This window comes from Grimontia celer, from assembly GCF_900055185.1.
In the GTDB taxonomy this organism is placed as follows: domain Bacteria; phylum Pseudomonadota; class Gammaproteobacteria; order Enterobacterales; family Vibrionaceae; genus Enterovibrio; species Enterovibrio celer.
In genome coordinates this window covers 1417402-1431901 of sequence record NZ_FIZX01000002.1, presented here as the reverse complement: position 1 = coordinate 1431901, position 14500 = coordinate 1417402, and the positions used below count along the sequence as shown (strand labels likewise).

The window sequence follows — 14500 nt, the reverse complement described above, 5'->3', positions numbered from 1 at the left end:
AGATTTGTTTAAGCAGTATTTTCTAAAAGATTGGCATAGTAATTTATTCATTATCGGCGTAGTGCTGATATTGATGGTGATTTTTCTGCCTATTCCGCCAGCATTGCTGGATTTTCTGCAGATCGTCAATTTCAGTGTAGCCCTGCTCATTCTTTTGTTGACGTTTAGCACAGATAAACCGCTGAGCTTTTCTACCTTTCCGTCGATCATATTGATATCAACCTTATTCAGGTTGGCACTCAACATCTCTGCGACACGCCTGATCCTGGGTGAAGGTGATGCGGGTGAGGTGATTGGCGCCATTGGCGAGTTTGTTGTTTCTGGCAATTACGTTATTGGCTTTATCGTTTTTATCATTCTTGTGGTTGTTCAGTACGTGGTTGTTACCAATGGTGCGCAGCGCGTGGCAGAGGTCGCAGCCAGATTTACGCTAGACAGTATGCCCGGCAAACAAATGGCCATTGATGCCGACATGAATATGGGCTTGATTGATGAAGAAGAAGCCCGGACCCGACGCTCAAACATTGAGAGAGAAGCCAGTTTCTACGGCGCGATGGATGGTGCGACGAAATTCGTCAAAGGTGATGCGATTGCGGGCATTATCATCATTCTTATCGACATTATCGGCGGTGTAACTGTTGGCGTGATGCAACACGGCCTCACGTGGGGAGAATCACTCGCGAAGTATTCTTTGCTGACCGTTGGCGATGGCATTGTGACGCAAATACCATCGCTCATCATTGCGGTTGCAACAGGCATTATTATTACCCGTGCCGCGACAGATTCTGAGCTAAGCCGAGAGATCGGACGCCAAATTGCGTCACATCCCCGCACGCTTATTTTGGTGACGATGGCCTTGATTGGTGCGCTGTTTTTAGATGGTCTACCGACAGTGCCAATTCTCATTGTCGCTATCTTCTTTGCGGCTTGTGTTTGGTGGGCAATCCGGAGCAAAGAACACGAAACCGATATAGAAATCGAAAGCGCTGAAAAGGAAGACCTGGCTGACATCATCAAGGTCTATCCACTTGAAGTGAGACTTGGAGCCTCGCTGAAATCTTTAAGCGCCTCACACCAGTGGAACCTTGGCAAGCGCTTGGAAGCGCTAAAGAAGGTGATCGCCAAAGAGTTTGGTTTCATTTGCCCCGATATCAAGTTTACTGAAGATGAGCTTCTCGGTAGCGATGATTATGAGATTCACGTACATGGTTCCCGAATCGGCAAAGGCCGCCTAAAAACGGACAAAGTGCTCGCGATTGGCCACAGTGATGTGCTCTCTCAACTGGAAGGTGAAAAAACCAAAGAGCCGGCTTATGGATTGCCCGCTCTGTGGATTGATACTTCCGCGCGCAGCAAGGCACAAAGCCAGTCTTGCACGCTTGTTGAGCCTGAAATGGTCGTGTTCACCCACATTTCCGAAACCGTGAAGAACAACCTGCATGAAATTATTTCCCGTAAGGATATTGAGCAAATTCTCATCTCGCTGAGACAGGACAAGGTCACCATCGTTGATGAGATTGTTCCTAATTTACTCACAATTTCAGACATTCACCGGATCTGCCGAATGCTTCTGACTGAAAAAGTCAGTATTCGCTATATGGAGCTGATCCTTGAAACGCTGGCAGAGCATGTTGCTCAGGAAAACAAAGACATCGAAAAACTGGTGGAGAAGGTGCGTGAGCGGTTGGCATTACGCCTTTGTGAACGCTATCTCGATGAAAATGAGCAGTTGAACGTGATCACCATGTCTCCCCAACTTGAGGCCATGTTAAAGCGCACTTTACGTGGTGAAGCATCGAGTGGCTTCAATGTTGATAGTGTGCTGAAGCAACTCGTCTCTCATTGCGAAGAGATTATCTCGAAGGGTATGGAGCCCGTATTGCTTTGTTCGGGGGCTATCCGTTCACCGCTAAGGAAAATTACTGAAAGGGTCGTGCCTAAGCTCGCCGTTATCTCAGCGCAGGAAGTGCGTGGGGTGAAGTCAGTACAAACCATAGGGAAGTTGACGTATGAGGAGAATGCGTAGTGGAAAATGTCTCTGAAATTGTTGCCTCATCCATCACCCGGAATCTGGAAACACTGGAACGAATCAGTAGCAATACACAGAACGTGACAACTGTGGGTTTCAAGTCCCGTTTACACAGTGAGTCATCTTCCGAGAGCACTTCGATGGCTCAGGCGATTGATATGTCTCAGGGTGAGCTGCGTCAAACCCGCCGCTCACTTGATTTGGCCATCAAAGGGTCAGGTTGGTTTCTACTCAAACAAGACGACGGCCTTTACCTCACCAGAAATGGTCAATTTCGCCTGACAGGAAATGGACAAGTGATTGATGCCAAGGGGCGCATTTTACAGGGACAAAATGGGGACCTTTTGCTCGATTCTTCCAATGTTTCTGTCTCATCAAATGGTGAAATCTCAGATCTAAATGGCTCACTTGACCGCCTTCTTCTTGTGTCACCCACTGCCACAACGAAAGGCCAATATGTGGGTGGAGAGTGGCATGTGAGCCCATCAACAACCTTAGATATTGATTCATCCAGTCAGGTACTTCAGGGGTATTTGGAGCAATCCAATGTTGACCCTTCAACAGAAGTTCTCGAAATGATGTCAGCGAGACGGCATGTGGAAACCATGCAAAAAACACTCGTTGCCTATAACGAAACACTCGGTAAAGCGATCTCAGAGTTAGGTAAATAATATGATTGATGCACTAGCAAATGCTGAGCTTGCGTTAAGAACGCACCAAAAGCATATCGACATGATTTCGAACAACGTGTCGAACATTAATACCCCAGGCTATAAAGCCAGTACGCCAGTTTTCAATAGCCTTGTTTCTGATGGTTCCAGCCCGAATGCGACGACGGCTGCAGCGAGTGGAAGTGGTGTTGAGATCAGTGACGAAATTTACCGTTTTGATAACGGTGAATTCAAGTTCACGGGCTCATCACTTGATCTTGCTATTCAAGGCAACGGCTTGTTGGAAGTCGAGCTGGACAACGGTGATTACGCCTACACACGAGTGACCTCTCTGAGAAAATTGGAGGATGGCTCGCTGGCTACTGTCCATGGTCATAAGTTAGCGGCAGGTATTGTGGTGCCGCCAGACGTCTCAGAAATTCAGATTTCAAGTGATGGCATCGTGAATGGTGTGATTCAGGGAGAGCCGGAACCTCTAGAATTAGGACAGCTGGAGCTTGCCTTGTTTGATTCTTATGAATCACTTGAAGCCCGAGATGGTGGACTGTGGTACCGAACTGAAAACGCTGGCCAGATGCAGTATCTACTTCCCGGTGAGGAAGGGGCAGGAACGATTCTTCAGGGGTTCACAGAGATGTCCAATGTGAACATGATTGAAGAAATGGTTTCCTTAATGGCCGCACAGCGAGCGTATCAGCTGAACTCTCGCGTTATTCAAACCAGCGACCAAATCCTCGAAACCATCAATAACCTGACGCGCTAAATGCTTTCCATCAAAGGCACTGCTAATGGCGCTTGGTGTTTGGGGTTCATATTTCTTTTGACTGCCAACAGCGCTTTGGCTGACATCGAGAATAGTGATGCGACCCAATTCCTCTCGTCACATCTACTCTCCAAGGGCTTCGATGATTTGGTCATTGGAGAGGTGGGCAGCAAGGAAGCAGATAATCATCAGGAAGTTCGTTATATCAGCGTGGATTGCACTTACAAAATCAATCGCTGCAGAGTGATTGGTGAAGATCCTAAAGGAAATCGTGTCTCTTCTTGGTTTCGTGTATATAGCCAACAGCTTGGCTGGCAGGCCAAAAAATCCATTCGTAAACATGAACGTATTCTGCCGTCGGACTTTGAATGGGTAATGACAGATAGCTTTGTCTGCGCTAACCAGCGGGTGGGCAAAGAAGGTCTTCAGTCTGAGGCTATTGCTGCAGAGCGGGTGAAGAAAGGTTCAACGCTTTGCGATTCACATATTCAGCAATCTGATGGTATTGCGGCTGGAGATATAGTCTCTCTCACCTCAACCACTGAAATGCTTCAACTGATGATTGAGGTAAAAGCACTGGATTCAGGCAACGTCGGAGACACCATCAGAGTAAGAATACCCAGCTCTGGCAACATTCTTGAAGGCAAAGTGGTGTCTTCTGAACTCGTCGAATCGGAGATCGAGTGAACATGATAAGGATATTTCTGGCTTTGGGAGCCTTACTATTTGTCAATGCATCTCATGCGATTGCGTTTGATATTGATGGCTACAAGTCCACGTGGGCCGATCAAAGAGCCTCTGCTGTTGGTGACATCGTCACTGTTCTGGTTCAAGAGAAAGCCAAAGCGGTTTCATCTGCTGGGATTGATGCGGACAACGCCCACAGTATTGGGATTTCAAGCAACTATAAAGGCAGCGCTTTCAATCTGGATGCAGGGTTGGATAGCCGCATGAACAACGATGCCAGCACCGCCAGAAACGGCAGCATTAGCGCTACCATCACCACCCGTGTGATTGATATTGATGACTACGGTCTTCTGAAAATTGAAGGCACGCAATTTGTCACCGTCAACGGTGAGGAGCAGAAGATTACGTTAAGCGGCTTTGTGCGCGAGAAAGATCTTTCTCCTGACAGTGCCGTTATCTCTTCCAGAATCGAGTCGGCTCGTATTGAATTGAGCGGGATCGGCGAAGTCAATGACAACAGAAAGCCAGGAATCATCCGGGCCTTGTTCAGATGGTTAGGGTTTTAAATCATGAAAACCAGGTTCTTACTTATCTTACTGGCATTGACAGTATCGCCACTGCTATCTGCTGCTGAATCATACGTTCGTCTGAAAGATGTAGCCCGCGTAGAAGGTGACAGAGAAAACGCCTTGATTGGTTACGGTTTGGTTGTTGGCCTAGCCGGTAGTGGTGATTCGCGCAGAAGTAAGTCTACGATCAGAAGTATTGCTAACACCCTTGAGCACTTTGGCTTGGTTGTGTCAGATAGTGATGTGAACAGCCGAAACGTAGCCGCAGTTATTGTGACCAGCACTGTGGGGAGTTTCTACGAGAAAGGTGACAAGGTTGACGTGACGGTGTCCGCACTTGGTGATGCCAGAAGCCTTGTAGGCGGCACCTTGTTGATGACTCCACTGGAAGCGGCTGACGGCAAAAATTACGCTATTGCTCAAGGCCAGATTTCGGTGGGCGGTTACAAGTTTGAGCAGTTTGGCAACACACAGCAAAAGAACCATCCCACCGTTGGTATTGTGCCTAAAGGCGGCACGATCGAGCGCAGCAATATGGGCAGTATGGTCAATGAAAATGGCCGGATCGGTATCATTCTCCGTGAACCGGATTTCAACTCCGCGGTTAACATTGCTGATGCCATAAAGGCAAATGGATATAAGGCAGAAGCGGTTCATTCCGGGAAGGTAGAGGTCATTGTCGGCTCTCAGAGTCCGGGCAACGTTATCCGAACAATCGCGCGTATCCAATCCATCGATGTACTGATTGATCAGAAAGCTGTCATTGTCGTGAACGAACGAACAGGAACCATTGTTTCTGGCGGTGATGTCAAAGTGAATTCAATGACCGTTGCTCACGGCAATTTGGAACTGAGCATAAAAACCCAATACAACGTTAGCCAACCGAATAATGCGATCATTGGTCGAAACAACACGACAAATGGTCGCACTGTTGTCGTGCCTGATGTGGATATAAAAGTAAACGACAACAAGAAAAATGTGGCCGTTAATTTTAGGAATGAAACGACGGTGTTCTCTTTAGTAAAAGAGCTGAGAAGGTTAGGACTTTCAACGCGGGATATTATTGTTGTGCTACAAGCCGCGGATAAAGCAGGCGCAATTAATGCTGAGCTAGTTCTTCAATAAAAGAGGTAATAAATGGAAGTTGAATTAATTCTTAACGAAGTATCAAAAGCGCTCGATAAAATATCTGTTGAGTCAAGAGTCAATGCTTATAATCTTCTGGCTCAAAGAGCGAACAAGCCCCAGTTTTCGGTTTCATTTGGCGAGAATTTTAATCTAGAAACGCTTTCTGCTTCTTCGTTGGAAAATCAAGTGTCTTTGAAAGAAGAAGATTATTCCATCGACGAATTGCTGCTAAATGCAATAGACCTATCAAGCCAGCAAGGAAAACTGATTTCTGTTACCAATGCCAGGTTACAACTGGAAAGAATGGTAATCAAAGGAAGTGCATAATGAATGATCTCAGTACGTACAACATCTTATCGACATCCTTGAGTGCGGAGGGAAATCGCCTCGAAGCGGTTGCCTTCAACTTGGCAATGATCAACGAGACATACGGCAGTCAGTCAGATGTGCCTGGGGCGAAATACATCAAAGTCAAAAACTTTCCCGATATCAAGGAAGCGGTATTAGGGGGAGCGACTGAGGCTCCCTCAGCTGAGATACGCAATAACTTTAACAGAGTAGACAGCGTGTTAGAGGTCAGTGGCTCAGAAACCATCACCAAGTTTAAAACTGCCATCAAGCTGGAAGAGCAGATGATGTTTTTAAATGAGGCAACACGCGCCTACGAAGCCAGTATTCGACTATTTAACCTCCAAAAAGAAATGAATGGAAGATTGCTTTCTTTGGGAGGAAACTCGTAATGAAAATAGAAGCTATCCAGTCTGAAGTCGTCAACCTATTGCAAGTCAATAATGAAGTATCAACAGCGAAGGTTGATGAAAAGAGTTTTTCAGAGATGTTGAACAGCATCGATACTCGTATTGAAAAAATGGCGAAAGGTGAGCATGTAGAATTACATTCTTTGCTCATTGATATCGAGAAAGCAAAGCTAAACATTGAATACACGGTCAAAATGAAAGATAGCATTATTGATGCATATAAAGAAGTGACAAGGATGCAGGTTTAGAAATGGAATTTAGTAAGAATGGAAAAATCTTACTGGCAGTAGGTTTTGTATTCATATTTAGTTTGGCTGCGTATCTAAGCTTTGTTTTTCTTAATAAAGATTATACGCGTGTATTTACTGATCAAAGTTCAGAGCAGCTAGCAAAAATTGTTGATAGCCTTGATCAGGCAGGGATCGCTTTTGAATATCCGGAAAGTGGTTCGGGTATTTTAGTTGAAAATTCATCGCTTTCTCAGGCACGTATTCAATTGTCTAAAGATGCTGTGTTTAGCAGTGACATTGTTGGGCTGGAGTTCTTTTCCGAATCGCAACATGCGATGTCTGACTTCTATCAGGTTGTTAACTATCAGCGTGCACTTCAAGGTGAACTAGAACGCTCCCTCATACTGATTGAAGGCGTAAATACGGCTCGCGTTCACCTTGCCATCCCAAGAGAAAAATCATTCTCGATTAAAAAAGCGGATATCAAGGCGGCCGTTACTCTCGAACTCACTCCAGCCGGAAGAGCAAACGAGGTCGAAATTGTCAGTTCAGTTGTCAAATTGGTGGCGAGTGCAGTCCCAGAATTAACAGAAGAAAAAGTGTCTGTGTTGGATAGCCAAGGAAGAGCACTTACCGGGGTTAGTGATGCAATGTCTATGGCTGGGGGAGCTCGCCAAAAAAACACCATTGAAACTACTGTTGAAGGCAAGATTAAAAGTTTGCTGGCTCCGTTCTATGGGAGTGAGGATGTGGGTGTATCTGCCTGGGTTGAAGTGAACAACGATAAAGTCTCAGAGCGCGCCGAAGGCTTGGATGCATCGAAAGAGCCAGCCGTTCTAAAACGCACCACCGAAACCACACAGGCATCTAAAAGTAAGGCGAAATCCACGGTTCTCAATGAAGAGTTCAGCTACCAAACGTTGACGCGTGAAGTTGAATATGAAAGTGGTTATATCAACCGTATGACAGTGAGCGTGTTGCTGCCAAAAGGCGATCACTTTACTGAAGCAGAGCTCATTGAGCTTATCCAAGCGGCCGTAGGGATTGACGAAAACCGCGGAGACAAACTAACGGTTTTGCAATATACGCCAGAACCACAAACAGTAACGACAGAGTTGACGCAACCTACGGCTATGTCTGAACAAACTGCCAAGGTTGAACAACTTCAAAAACAGGATGTGGTTACACCGCTGAGCACGGGCAATGATGCCATCGACTGGCTTTCTTCGAACGCGCTTTATTTGGTGTTTGGTTTACTGACGTTATTGGCTTTTGCTTTTGTCGCTTTCTTTTCATTTAGGCAACGCGCAACAGAGCTAGAAGTTAAGCAAATCACGACAGATCTGAAAACATGGATTGAGGAACGAAAAGTTGAGCAAAACCTTAATCTATAGTTTCTTGCTGATGAAATCTTCAGCAAAAGTTCGGGCAAAAGTGCTCTCTCGTTTAAATTCGGAAGAGAAAGCACTCGTACTCAAAGAGCTCGAGAATACGCCGTATTATTCAGCAGAGCTGTTGAGGTCGATGAAAGGCTCGATTGTAGAAGAGAGTAATAAGCCTTTGCTTATCAACAATTCACAAGAAGCACAGCCCAAGACGGAACAGAAGTATAGCCCAGAACTACTTGATTGGATTGTAAAATGTCACTTTCTCAGCATTAGCGAGAAAGAAGCGGCTGCTCAGTATCTGGATGGCCTCGATCATTTGGCTTTGAATGCCCTTGTTGAATATGCAGAGCAAGACCATGGATAAAGCATCTATGAATCAGTTCAACGCGCATGACAGCGAAAGTGACAACATTAAAAAGTTTATTGAGAAAAACTATGCCACTGCGCTAGAGAGAGCATTCAATGAGCAAAAAGATAAAGCGTATGCCAAAGCCAAGGAAGAGCTTGAACTAGAGTTGCAGTCGCGGGAAGAAGAGCTAGCACTTCAACAGAAAGAGTGTGAGGAACTTTCCGAATCTTTGGCGCGCGAAAAAAATGCCCTAGAGAAAGAAAACCAAGCATTAAGTGAAGTACTGACGCAGTTTGAAGACTCTATATTGGCGCTAAACGACGCGATTTCTGATGTTCAAAAAGTGTGTGAGGCGGAAAAGCTGACTTTTGCTGCAACGTTAACCAAAGAGATATTTTCTCTATCCTCATTACCTTCGCTTTTCGAAAAGGAATTGTCGGCTTTATCGACGCAGAGCCACGAAGCAGCAGTCTTTCTTGAGCTTTCACCAGAGGACTACAGAAATCCGGCATTGACTCGTTACTTCGAAGCACAGAATTACTCAATCAAGGTTAACAATGAGCTTGGGGTAGGAGAGATGAAGCTTGTTACTCCGACAATTTGCTATCTGTTATCCGCGGATAAAAAGGTAGAAGTGCTCAAGGCGAATTTGCAAGGCTTGGTCGATGCACTTTGATCATTTGCTTTCAGAACTAACGAGTCATGTCAGCAATGCTTCGCTCTCAAATGCGTTCGGCAAGGTCATATCGATCAAAGGCGGATACATTCACGCCACACATCAACAGTGTGCGTTTGGTGAGTCAGTTGTTGTTGGTAAAGCGGACAAAAAAATTGAATGTGAAGTTATTTCTGTTGATGAAAAACACTGTCTGCTGGCGCCACTGACGAGCATTGAAGGTTTAGCGATAAATGACCCTGTATCTTTTGAAGGGGAAATGCCTCAACTGACACTCTGGGACAAGCCTTTTGGAAAAATACTCAATGGGTTTGGTGATGTGGTATCGGCAGAGGAGTCAACATCCGGAGAGAGTCAGACCTTATTTCAGGAACCTGTTTCACCGATTGATAAAGAGAGCCTTTCTGAGCAATTGAGAACGGGTTCGCCAATCATCGACAAAATTCTGCCTCTGTGTAAAGGCCAGAAAGTGGGTGTGTTTGCAGGGTCTGGTGTGGGCAAATCAACCCTGCTGAACAAGCTCTACACCAATGTCGATGCAGACGTAAAAATCTACGTGATGATTGGTGAGCGTAGCCGGGAAATCGTTGACTTCTATCAGTCTGAAATGGCGTCAAAAGATCAGAATAGAAAAACCATTTTGATCGCCTCAAGTACAGAGGACTCACCAGTACTTAAAAAGCGGGCTGTATATGTGGCGATGGCTTATGCCCGTCGTTTTTCAAAAGCGGGCAAGTCAGTCGCTGTGGTGATTGACTCGATAACACGCCTTGCTCATGCCATGCGCGAGATTGGTATTTCCCGTGGTGAGTTGCCGGTCGCGCGCGGTTATCCACCTTCTGTTTTCTCTGAGTTGTCTCGTTTGGTCGAGCTTGGCGGGAACTTCAAAAACCAAGGCAGCATCACCACTGTGATGTCTATTCTGGTTGATGGTGATGATGTTAACGAGCCTATCTCTGATTACTTGAGAGGTGTTCTGGATGGCCACTATGTTTTGGACAGAAAACTGGCAAATCTAGGGTACTACCCTTCCGTCGACATTTTAAAAAGCCGCTCCCGAACCATGGGGGATGTTTTTGATAGAGATGAACTCGCGTTTGAGCGAAAGGTGCGTGAGATATACGGTGAATACCACGAGGTTGAGGACATCGTAAAAACGGGGATCTATCAGAAAGGCTCGAATGCAGGAATAGATGAAGTAATCGATCTTAAGCGGTCACTTGATAACGAACTCTACACCTGGCCAGGAAGTATAAGCAAAGCGCTGAGAGAGCAAGTTCATGCCTTTACCCAGAATCATCAAGATTAAACGTTTACAGCAAGATGCTGAGATCCAGAAGCGGATGAAGTCTCAGCAATCGTTGGTAGAAAAGCGTTCGAATGTTGATGCTGAATTAAGCCATCTAAAACAGCACGTTCCCTTAATGAGCGACACCTCCTCAGAGTGCTATACCAACCCTAATCTTCACGAGCTTTCTTTAGAACAGATCGATGGGGCAATAACCACTATCAATACCCTTGAGGCGGAATCGAATGATCTGGAAAAACTGATAGAAAAGTCTCAAGAAAAACTGAGTCGGGAGAGGGCGATTAAAGAGTCTCTCAAAGAACTTGAAAGCAAAGTTGAGCAAAGCCAGCAGCCCTCTCAACCCAATGAGCAAGTCGATGATTTAGTGATTCAGCAAGCAGGACTGATTCAGTATGGAAATTCATAGCGATTTCGGCACATTGGTCGAGCCAGAAAGAAAAGATGTCGCAGTCAATAACAGCAGTCAGGACTCGTTTAAGCGTCATTTGGAACAAGAGGATACTTTGAGCCAGACTGAGCAGATAGATATCGCTGAAAGTGTATCTGATGACATCTACCTCTCGCTCATTTACCAAGATCTTTCGGTATCTTTGGATGAGAAAAATATCCAAATAAAAGAAGAAGTCGTCACGCTACTTAATCAAGCGTTTATCCAAAGTGCGCTAGCCATTGGACAGTATAAAACGGTTTCACACACCGAGTTTGACGCTGTTGTTTCTCCTTCACATTCAGCCGGGCAGCACCTTCAAACAACGGCTGTTGGTAGTAGCAATGTATCAACGCGAGAAAACTCAGTTTTTACCTCATTCAATGATGGTGTTCGGTCCAATTCGATATCAACGCATTCCAACGCTCACCGCAATATTAAGGGGTCTGATGCTCTTCGTACTGAAAATGGTAAGCAGCAGGTTTTGCTTCCTTTCAGGCCAATTGATGAGTACGCGAAGGTATTTATTAAAGTCGTCGAGCACGGCAAGAATCTAAAAATCATGTATCGGAACTATGAAGATTTGGATGGGGTTTCTCTAAAACAGTATCTATTCAATTCCGCGTCTCCAGCTTCACAAGTTCCACTTTCACTAACGATCAATGGCAAAACGGAGGTATTCAATGGATATCCCGCCAGTAGGTAGTACTGCAACCCAAACAAGCCAACTCAATAATGCGTTGGGGCAGGATGACTTTATTGAACTGTTTTTGACCCAGCTTAGGGCACAAGACCCGCTTGAGCCTGTGAACAATCAGGACTTTCTCGCTCAAATGGCGCAATTCTCGCTGTTAGAGTCGAACCGTGTGTCCAACGAAGAGCTAGCCAGCCTCAGAGCGCTTGTGGAAGCGAACCAGGGAATTGGCTTGATTGGTAAAGTGGCAGAAACACAATCAGGTGGTCAATTAGTTGTTGGTGAGGTGATTTCTGTGGGATTCGAAACCACGGGAACGGTTGTTTCGCTGAAGGTGACGGACGCAAGTGGTGAGGAGTTCTTCCTGAACGAATTGCCGGTCTCCCAACTTACCCGCGTGTACAACGACGAAAACTAAGGAGCGGTTATGTTTCAGTCTTTCTACAACGGCTTGTCTGGAATGAAAACAAGCTCAGAGGCGTTGGATATTGTCAGTGACAATGTAGCGAATATGCAAACGCCGGGCTTCAAGTCTAAAGAAGTTTTCTTTGCCAATGTCGAGTCAGGAGACAAAGGGTTAGGTTCTCGCGTAGCTTCAGAGTCGGTCAAATATACCGATGGTGAAGTATCTCAGACTGGTAACGTGACAGACCTGTATCTTGATGGACGCGCGATGTTTGTTCTAAAGGATGACACGAACCAGTACTACACCCGTGCGGGTACATTTACTTTGAATGAAGACAATGTGCTGGTGGATCGCCTCTCTGGATACGAAGTGGTTGGCGTCGATAACCGAGGCGCGAAAACAGACATCAAAATCGGAGATAAAGCATCAATTGCTGCAGTTCCAAGTACTGAAGCCACGTTGACGGGAGAAGTCACCACGAAAGATCCCAACGTATCATTGGAAGCAATTGGCTATTTCGATAGCGAAGGCGAATACAAAGAGCTTTCAACGTTTCTAGAGTACAACGCTGACGATGAATCTTGGGGAGTCAGCATCACCGACATTGACGGCAACGAAGTCGGCCAGGGAACGCTGGAATTCGATCTGGCTGGAACGTTGACTGTGGGAAGTAATGAAGTTGTTGTGACGCTTGAAGGCGGTCAGGTTATTACGGTGAGTTTTGGTGAACCAGGCTCTTTGACTGGATTGACGTTGCGTGAAGAAAACGAAACATCAACGCTTGAACTGACAGAGATAGATGGGTCAGCCGAATCGCCTTATACCGATATCCGCTTTGAAGATGACGGTAATGTTGTTTTGGTTTATGGCAATGGTGATGAAGCATCAATTGGCAGGGTTGCCGTTGCTAAAGTCGTAAACTTTGATGATTTCAGTGTGAAGGATGGCCATATCCTTATTGCTGATAAAGCACCGGAAATTACAGCGATAGGTCGAGGGGTTGATGCGACTATTATTTCTGGCTCTCTTGAACTATCAAATGTCGATTTAGCCGAAGAATTCGGTGACATGATGGTTATTCAAAGAACTTATCAAGCCAGCTCAAGGGTCATGACAGTCTCTAACCAGCTTCTGGAACAGCTCTACAACAGCACGGGTGGCTAATGTCTGAAGAAAACGTCATTCAACTAAAAAAGAAGCGATATATCTCATTTATTCTCGATGAATTGGTGAAGTGTTTTCCCTCTATATCTAACAATTTAATAACCATTAATGAATCGACAGGAATGGATTCATTAACGCTCGACAAAAACCATATTAAAGTCTCTGTGGGTAATAACCTAAGGTTTGAATTCGACGAAGTGATGGTTAAAGAATTGATGCGGCACTGTTATGGAAGTGAGTATCAGCGAAGTCACTTAGAACTTGAAGAGATTTTTATAAATAAAAAGATCAAGCATTGGATTGATGAGTTAGGGCTAAGCCTGAGCTTTTCCTCTGATGAAGAACCTATGTTACGAAAGGTATCCTTTTTAACTCGTGAAGGGGAACTTTCTGTCTTTCTGAGTGAACGCTTTATTAAAGTAATTAATGAGAAGCTTGGTTTAAAGATATCTAAAAGACTTTCAGTGAAAAACATCTATGAAAGAGTGAGTTCTCAGTCTGTAGAGATGAATCTTAAGATAAATAACATTAACTCTACGATAGGTGTTTTGAAAAGTATTGAGCCAGGAGTGCGAATAAAAACTCAGCAAAAAATAGAAGATGGACTGCTGATTATGCATGGAGATTCTGTCCTATCAAAAAACGCGTTTGTGACATTTGAGCAAGGACAGCCACAGGTAACGATAGGAAGTATAGAAAGTGACTACAGAAGTGGAAAGTAAGCGGTTAGATACATTCTCGGACATACAAGTCTCTCTAGAAGTAAAGATAGGGAATGTGACATGTACATTAGGAGAAATCATGAAGTTATCTCCTGGGAGTGTCATTCGCTCAAACGTAAAACTATCTGAAAATGTTGATCTCTTAATGGATGGTAAGCCCATCGCAAAAGGCATACTTGTTGAAGATGATGGTTTCTTCGCAGTGGAAATCTCGGACGTCATCTAATGCCTTTCAAACCAGAGCCAGACCTCTTCGGGATAGGCTATCTCATACTCTTGGTAGTGCTTATTGGGGCGCTTATTGTTGTTCTCTATTTTAAGAAGAAAAAATGGAATGATAGCAAAGGCGTGGAACTAAACTCCAAAGTCCAAGTAATAGACAAAATTTATCTCGACAACAAAACCAAGTTGTTCGTTATTAAATACCATGATGATGAGCTCTTTGTGGTCAGTAATTCAAATGCTGTCTCTATAAGTGAAAAAGTTGACAGTGCAGGGAAGAGTAAAAAGGACTACTAAGAAGCTTAATA

Annotated in this window: 20 protein-coding genes; all 20 read left to right on the top strand. The window is 44.9% G+C overall.

The features are described 5' to 3' along the window. Window positions 1-4 precede the first annotated feature (4 nt). Genes GCE9029_RS16705 through GCE9029_RS16610 form a run of 20 tightly spaced genes read left to right on the top strand, consistent with a single transcriptional unit; the run spans window position 5 to window position 14489 of the window. On the top strand, window positions 5-2026 hold the full coding sequence (locus tag GCE9029_RS16705; protein WP_062664921.1) for a flagellar biosynthesis protein FlhA: 2022 nt from the start codon (window positions 5-7) through the stop codon (window positions 2024-2026). After that, window positions 2026-2700 (top strand): flagellar hook-basal body complex protein, encoded by a 675-nt coding sequence (locus tag GCE9029_RS16700; protein ID WP_062664919.1) that lies wholly within the window; start codon window positions 2026-2028, stop codon window positions 2698-2700. Before GCE9029_RS16705 ends, GCE9029_RS16700 begins: the two co-directional genes overlap by 1 nt. A 1-nt stretch (window position 2701) precedes the next feature. Beyond that, window positions 2702-3463, top strand: coding sequence for a flagellar hook-basal body protein (locus GCE9029_RS16695; RefSeq protein WP_062664917.1), 762 nt, complete (start codon window positions 2702-2704; stop codon window positions 3461-3463). After that, window positions 3464-4150, top strand: coding sequence for a flagellar basal body P-ring formation chaperone FlgA (gene flgA / locus GCE9029_RS16690; RefSeq protein WP_062664915.1), 687 nt, complete (start codon window positions 3464-3466; stop codon window positions 4148-4150). Between the two features lie 2 nt (window positions 4151-4152). Then, window positions 4153-4716 carry a flagellar basal body L-ring protein FlgH gene (locus GCE9029_RS16685; RefSeq protein ID WP_062664913.1) on the top strand — a complete coding sequence of 188 codons (564 nt, stop codon included), beginning with the start codon at window positions 4153-4155 and terminating at the stop codon, window positions 4714-4716. A gap of 3 nt (window positions 4717-4719) precedes the next feature. Further along, window positions 4720-5844 (top strand): flagellar basal body P-ring protein FlgI, encoded by a 1125-nt coding sequence (gene flgI, locus GCE9029_RS16680; protein ID WP_062664911.1) that lies wholly within the window; start codon window positions 4720-4722, stop codon window positions 5842-5844. Window positions 5845-5856: 12 nt separating this feature from the next. Beyond that, the gene (locus tag GCE9029_RS16675) at window positions 5857-6174 is read left to right on the top strand and encodes a hypothetical protein (protein WP_046302792.1); all 318 of its coding nucleotides are present in this window, start codon (window positions 5857-5859) and stop codon (window positions 6172-6174) included. Next, a complete protein-coding gene (locus GCE9029_RS16670; RefSeq protein ID WP_046302793.1) occupies window positions 6174-6587 on the top strand; it encodes a flagellar basal body rod protein FlgC in 414 nt (137 codons plus the stop codon). Before GCE9029_RS16675 ends, GCE9029_RS16670 begins: the two co-directional genes overlap by 1 nt. After that, entirely contained in the window at window positions 6587-6853 is a 267-nt protein-coding gene (gene fliE / locus GCE9029_RS16665) for a flagellar hook-basal body complex protein FliE (RefSeq protein WP_046302794.1), read from the top strand. The genes GCE9029_RS16670 and fliE overlap by 1 nt, the downstream gene beginning before the upstream one ends. A 2-nt stretch (window positions 6854-6855) precedes the next feature. Next, entirely contained in the window at window positions 6856-8229 is a 1374-nt protein-coding gene (fliF, locus tag GCE9029_RS16660; protein WP_062664909.1) for a flagellar basal-body MS-ring/collar protein FliF, read from the top strand. Beyond that, on the top strand, window positions 8207-8587 hold the full coding sequence (locus tag GCE9029_RS16655; protein WP_062664907.1) for a hypothetical protein: 381 nt from the start codon (window positions 8207-8209) through the stop codon (window positions 8585-8587). The genes fliF and GCE9029_RS16655 overlap by 23 nt, the downstream gene beginning before the upstream one ends. After that, a complete protein-coding gene (locus GCE9029_RS16650; protein ID WP_062664905.1) occupies window positions 8580-9248 on the top strand; it encodes a hypothetical protein in 669 nt (222 codons plus the stop codon). Before GCE9029_RS16655 ends, GCE9029_RS16650 begins: the two co-directional genes overlap by 8 nt. After that, window positions 9238-10557: a FliI/YscN family ATPase gene (locus GCE9029_RS16645; protein ID WP_062664902.1), complete on the top strand. Its 1320-nt coding sequence runs from the start codon at window positions 9238-9240 to the stop codon at window positions 10555-10557. The genes GCE9029_RS16650 and GCE9029_RS16645 overlap by 11 nt, the downstream gene beginning before the upstream one ends. A gap of 34 nt (window positions 10558-10591) precedes the next feature. Then, a complete protein-coding gene (locus tag GCE9029_RS16640) occupies window positions 10592-10963 on the top strand; it encodes a hypothetical protein (protein WP_197475374.1) in 372 nt (123 codons plus the stop codon). Further along, entirely contained in the window at window positions 10950-11690 is a 741-nt protein-coding gene (locus GCE9029_RS16635; RefSeq protein ID WP_062664898.1) for a hypothetical protein, read from the top strand. Before GCE9029_RS16640 ends, GCE9029_RS16635 begins: the two co-directional genes overlap by 14 nt. Beyond that, on the top strand, window positions 11668-12096 hold the full coding sequence (locus GCE9029_RS16630; protein WP_062664896.1) for a flagellar hook assembly protein FlgD: 429 nt from the start codon (window positions 11668-11670) through the stop codon (window positions 12094-12096). Before GCE9029_RS16635 ends, GCE9029_RS16630 begins: the two co-directional genes overlap by 23 nt. 9 nt (window positions 12097-12105) lie before the next feature. Further along, window positions 12106-13248 (top strand): flagellar hook-basal body complex protein, encoded by a 1143-nt coding sequence (locus GCE9029_RS16625; RefSeq protein WP_062664894.1) that lies wholly within the window; start codon window positions 12106-12108, stop codon window positions 13246-13248. Continuing rightward, the gene (locus GCE9029_RS16620; protein ID WP_062664891.1) at window positions 13248-13970 is read left to right on the top strand and encodes a hypothetical protein; all 723 of its coding nucleotides are present in this window, start codon (window positions 13248-13250) and stop codon (window positions 13968-13970) included. Before GCE9029_RS16625 ends, GCE9029_RS16620 begins: the two co-directional genes overlap by 1 nt. Further along, a complete protein-coding gene (locus GCE9029_RS16615; RefSeq protein WP_062664890.1) occupies window positions 13948-14196 on the top strand; it encodes a FliM/FliN family flagellar motor switch protein in 249 nt (82 codons plus the stop codon). The genes GCE9029_RS16620 and GCE9029_RS16615 overlap by 23 nt, the downstream gene beginning before the upstream one ends. Beyond that, window positions 14196-14489, top strand: coding sequence for a hypothetical protein (locus tag GCE9029_RS16610; RefSeq protein ID WP_062664887.1), 294 nt, complete (start codon window positions 14196-14198; stop codon window positions 14487-14489). Before GCE9029_RS16615 ends, GCE9029_RS16610 begins: the two co-directional genes overlap by 1 nt. The last annotated feature ends 11 nt before the right edge of the window (window positions 14490-14500 follow it).

Coding starts and splice junctions, on each gene's coding strand:
- GCE9029_RS16695 (WP_062664917.1), top strand. CDS start 2,702: ATGATTGATGCACTAGCAAATGCTGAGCTTGCGTTAAGAACGCACCAA.
- flgA (WP_062664915.1), top strand. CDS start 3,464: ATGCTTTCCATCAAAGGCACTGCTAATGGCGCTTGGTGTTTGGGGTTC.
- GCE9029_RS16685 (WP_062664913.1), top strand. CDS start 4,153: ATGATAAGGATATTTCTGGCTTTGGGAGCCTTACTATTTGTCAATGCA.
- flgI (WP_062664911.1), top strand. CDS start 4,720: ATGAAAACCAGGTTCTTACTTATCTTACTGGCATTGACAGTATCGCCA.
- GCE9029_RS16675 (WP_046302792.1), top strand. CDS start 5,857: ATGGAAGTTGAATTAATTCTTAACGAAGTATCAAAAGCGCTCGATAAA.
- GCE9029_RS16670 (WP_046302793.1), top strand. CDS start 6,174: ATGAATGATCTCAGTACGTACAACATCTTATCGACATCCTTGAGTGCG.
- fliE (WP_046302794.1), top strand. CDS start 6,587: ATGAAAATAGAAGCTATCCAGTCTGAAGTCGTCAACCTATTGCAAGTC.
- fliF (WP_062664909.1), top strand. CDS start 6,856: ATGGAATTTAGTAAGAATGGAAAAATCTTACTGGCAGTAGGTTTTGTA.
- GCE9029_RS16650 (WP_062664905.1), top strand. CDS start 8,580: ATGGATAAAGCATCTATGAATCAGTTCAACGCGCATGACAGCGAAAGT.
- GCE9029_RS16645 (WP_062664902.1), top strand. CDS start 9,238: ATGCACTTTGATCATTTGCTTTCAGAACTAACGAGTCATGTCAGCAAT.
- GCE9029_RS16640 (WP_197475374.1), top strand. CDS start 10,592: ATGAAGTCTCAGCAATCGTTGGTAGAAAAGCGTTCGAATGTTGATGCT.
- GCE9029_RS16635 (WP_062664898.1), top strand. CDS start 10,950: ATGGAAATTCATAGCGATTTCGGCACATTGGTCGAGCCAGAAAGAAAA.
- GCE9029_RS16630 (WP_062664896.1), top strand. CDS start 11,668: ATGGATATCCCGCCAGTAGGTAGTACTGCAACCCAAACAAGCCAACTC.
- GCE9029_RS16625 (WP_062664894.1), top strand. CDS start 12,106: ATGTTTCAGTCTTTCTACAACGGCTTGTCTGGAATGAAAACAAGCTCA.
- GCE9029_RS16620 (WP_062664891.1), top strand. CDS start 13,248: ATGTCTGAAGAAAACGTCATTCAACTAAAAAAGAAGCGATATATCTCA.
- GCE9029_RS16610 (WP_062664887.1), top strand. CDS start 14,196: ATGCCTTTCAAACCAGAGCCAGACCTCTTCGGGATAGGCTATCTCATA.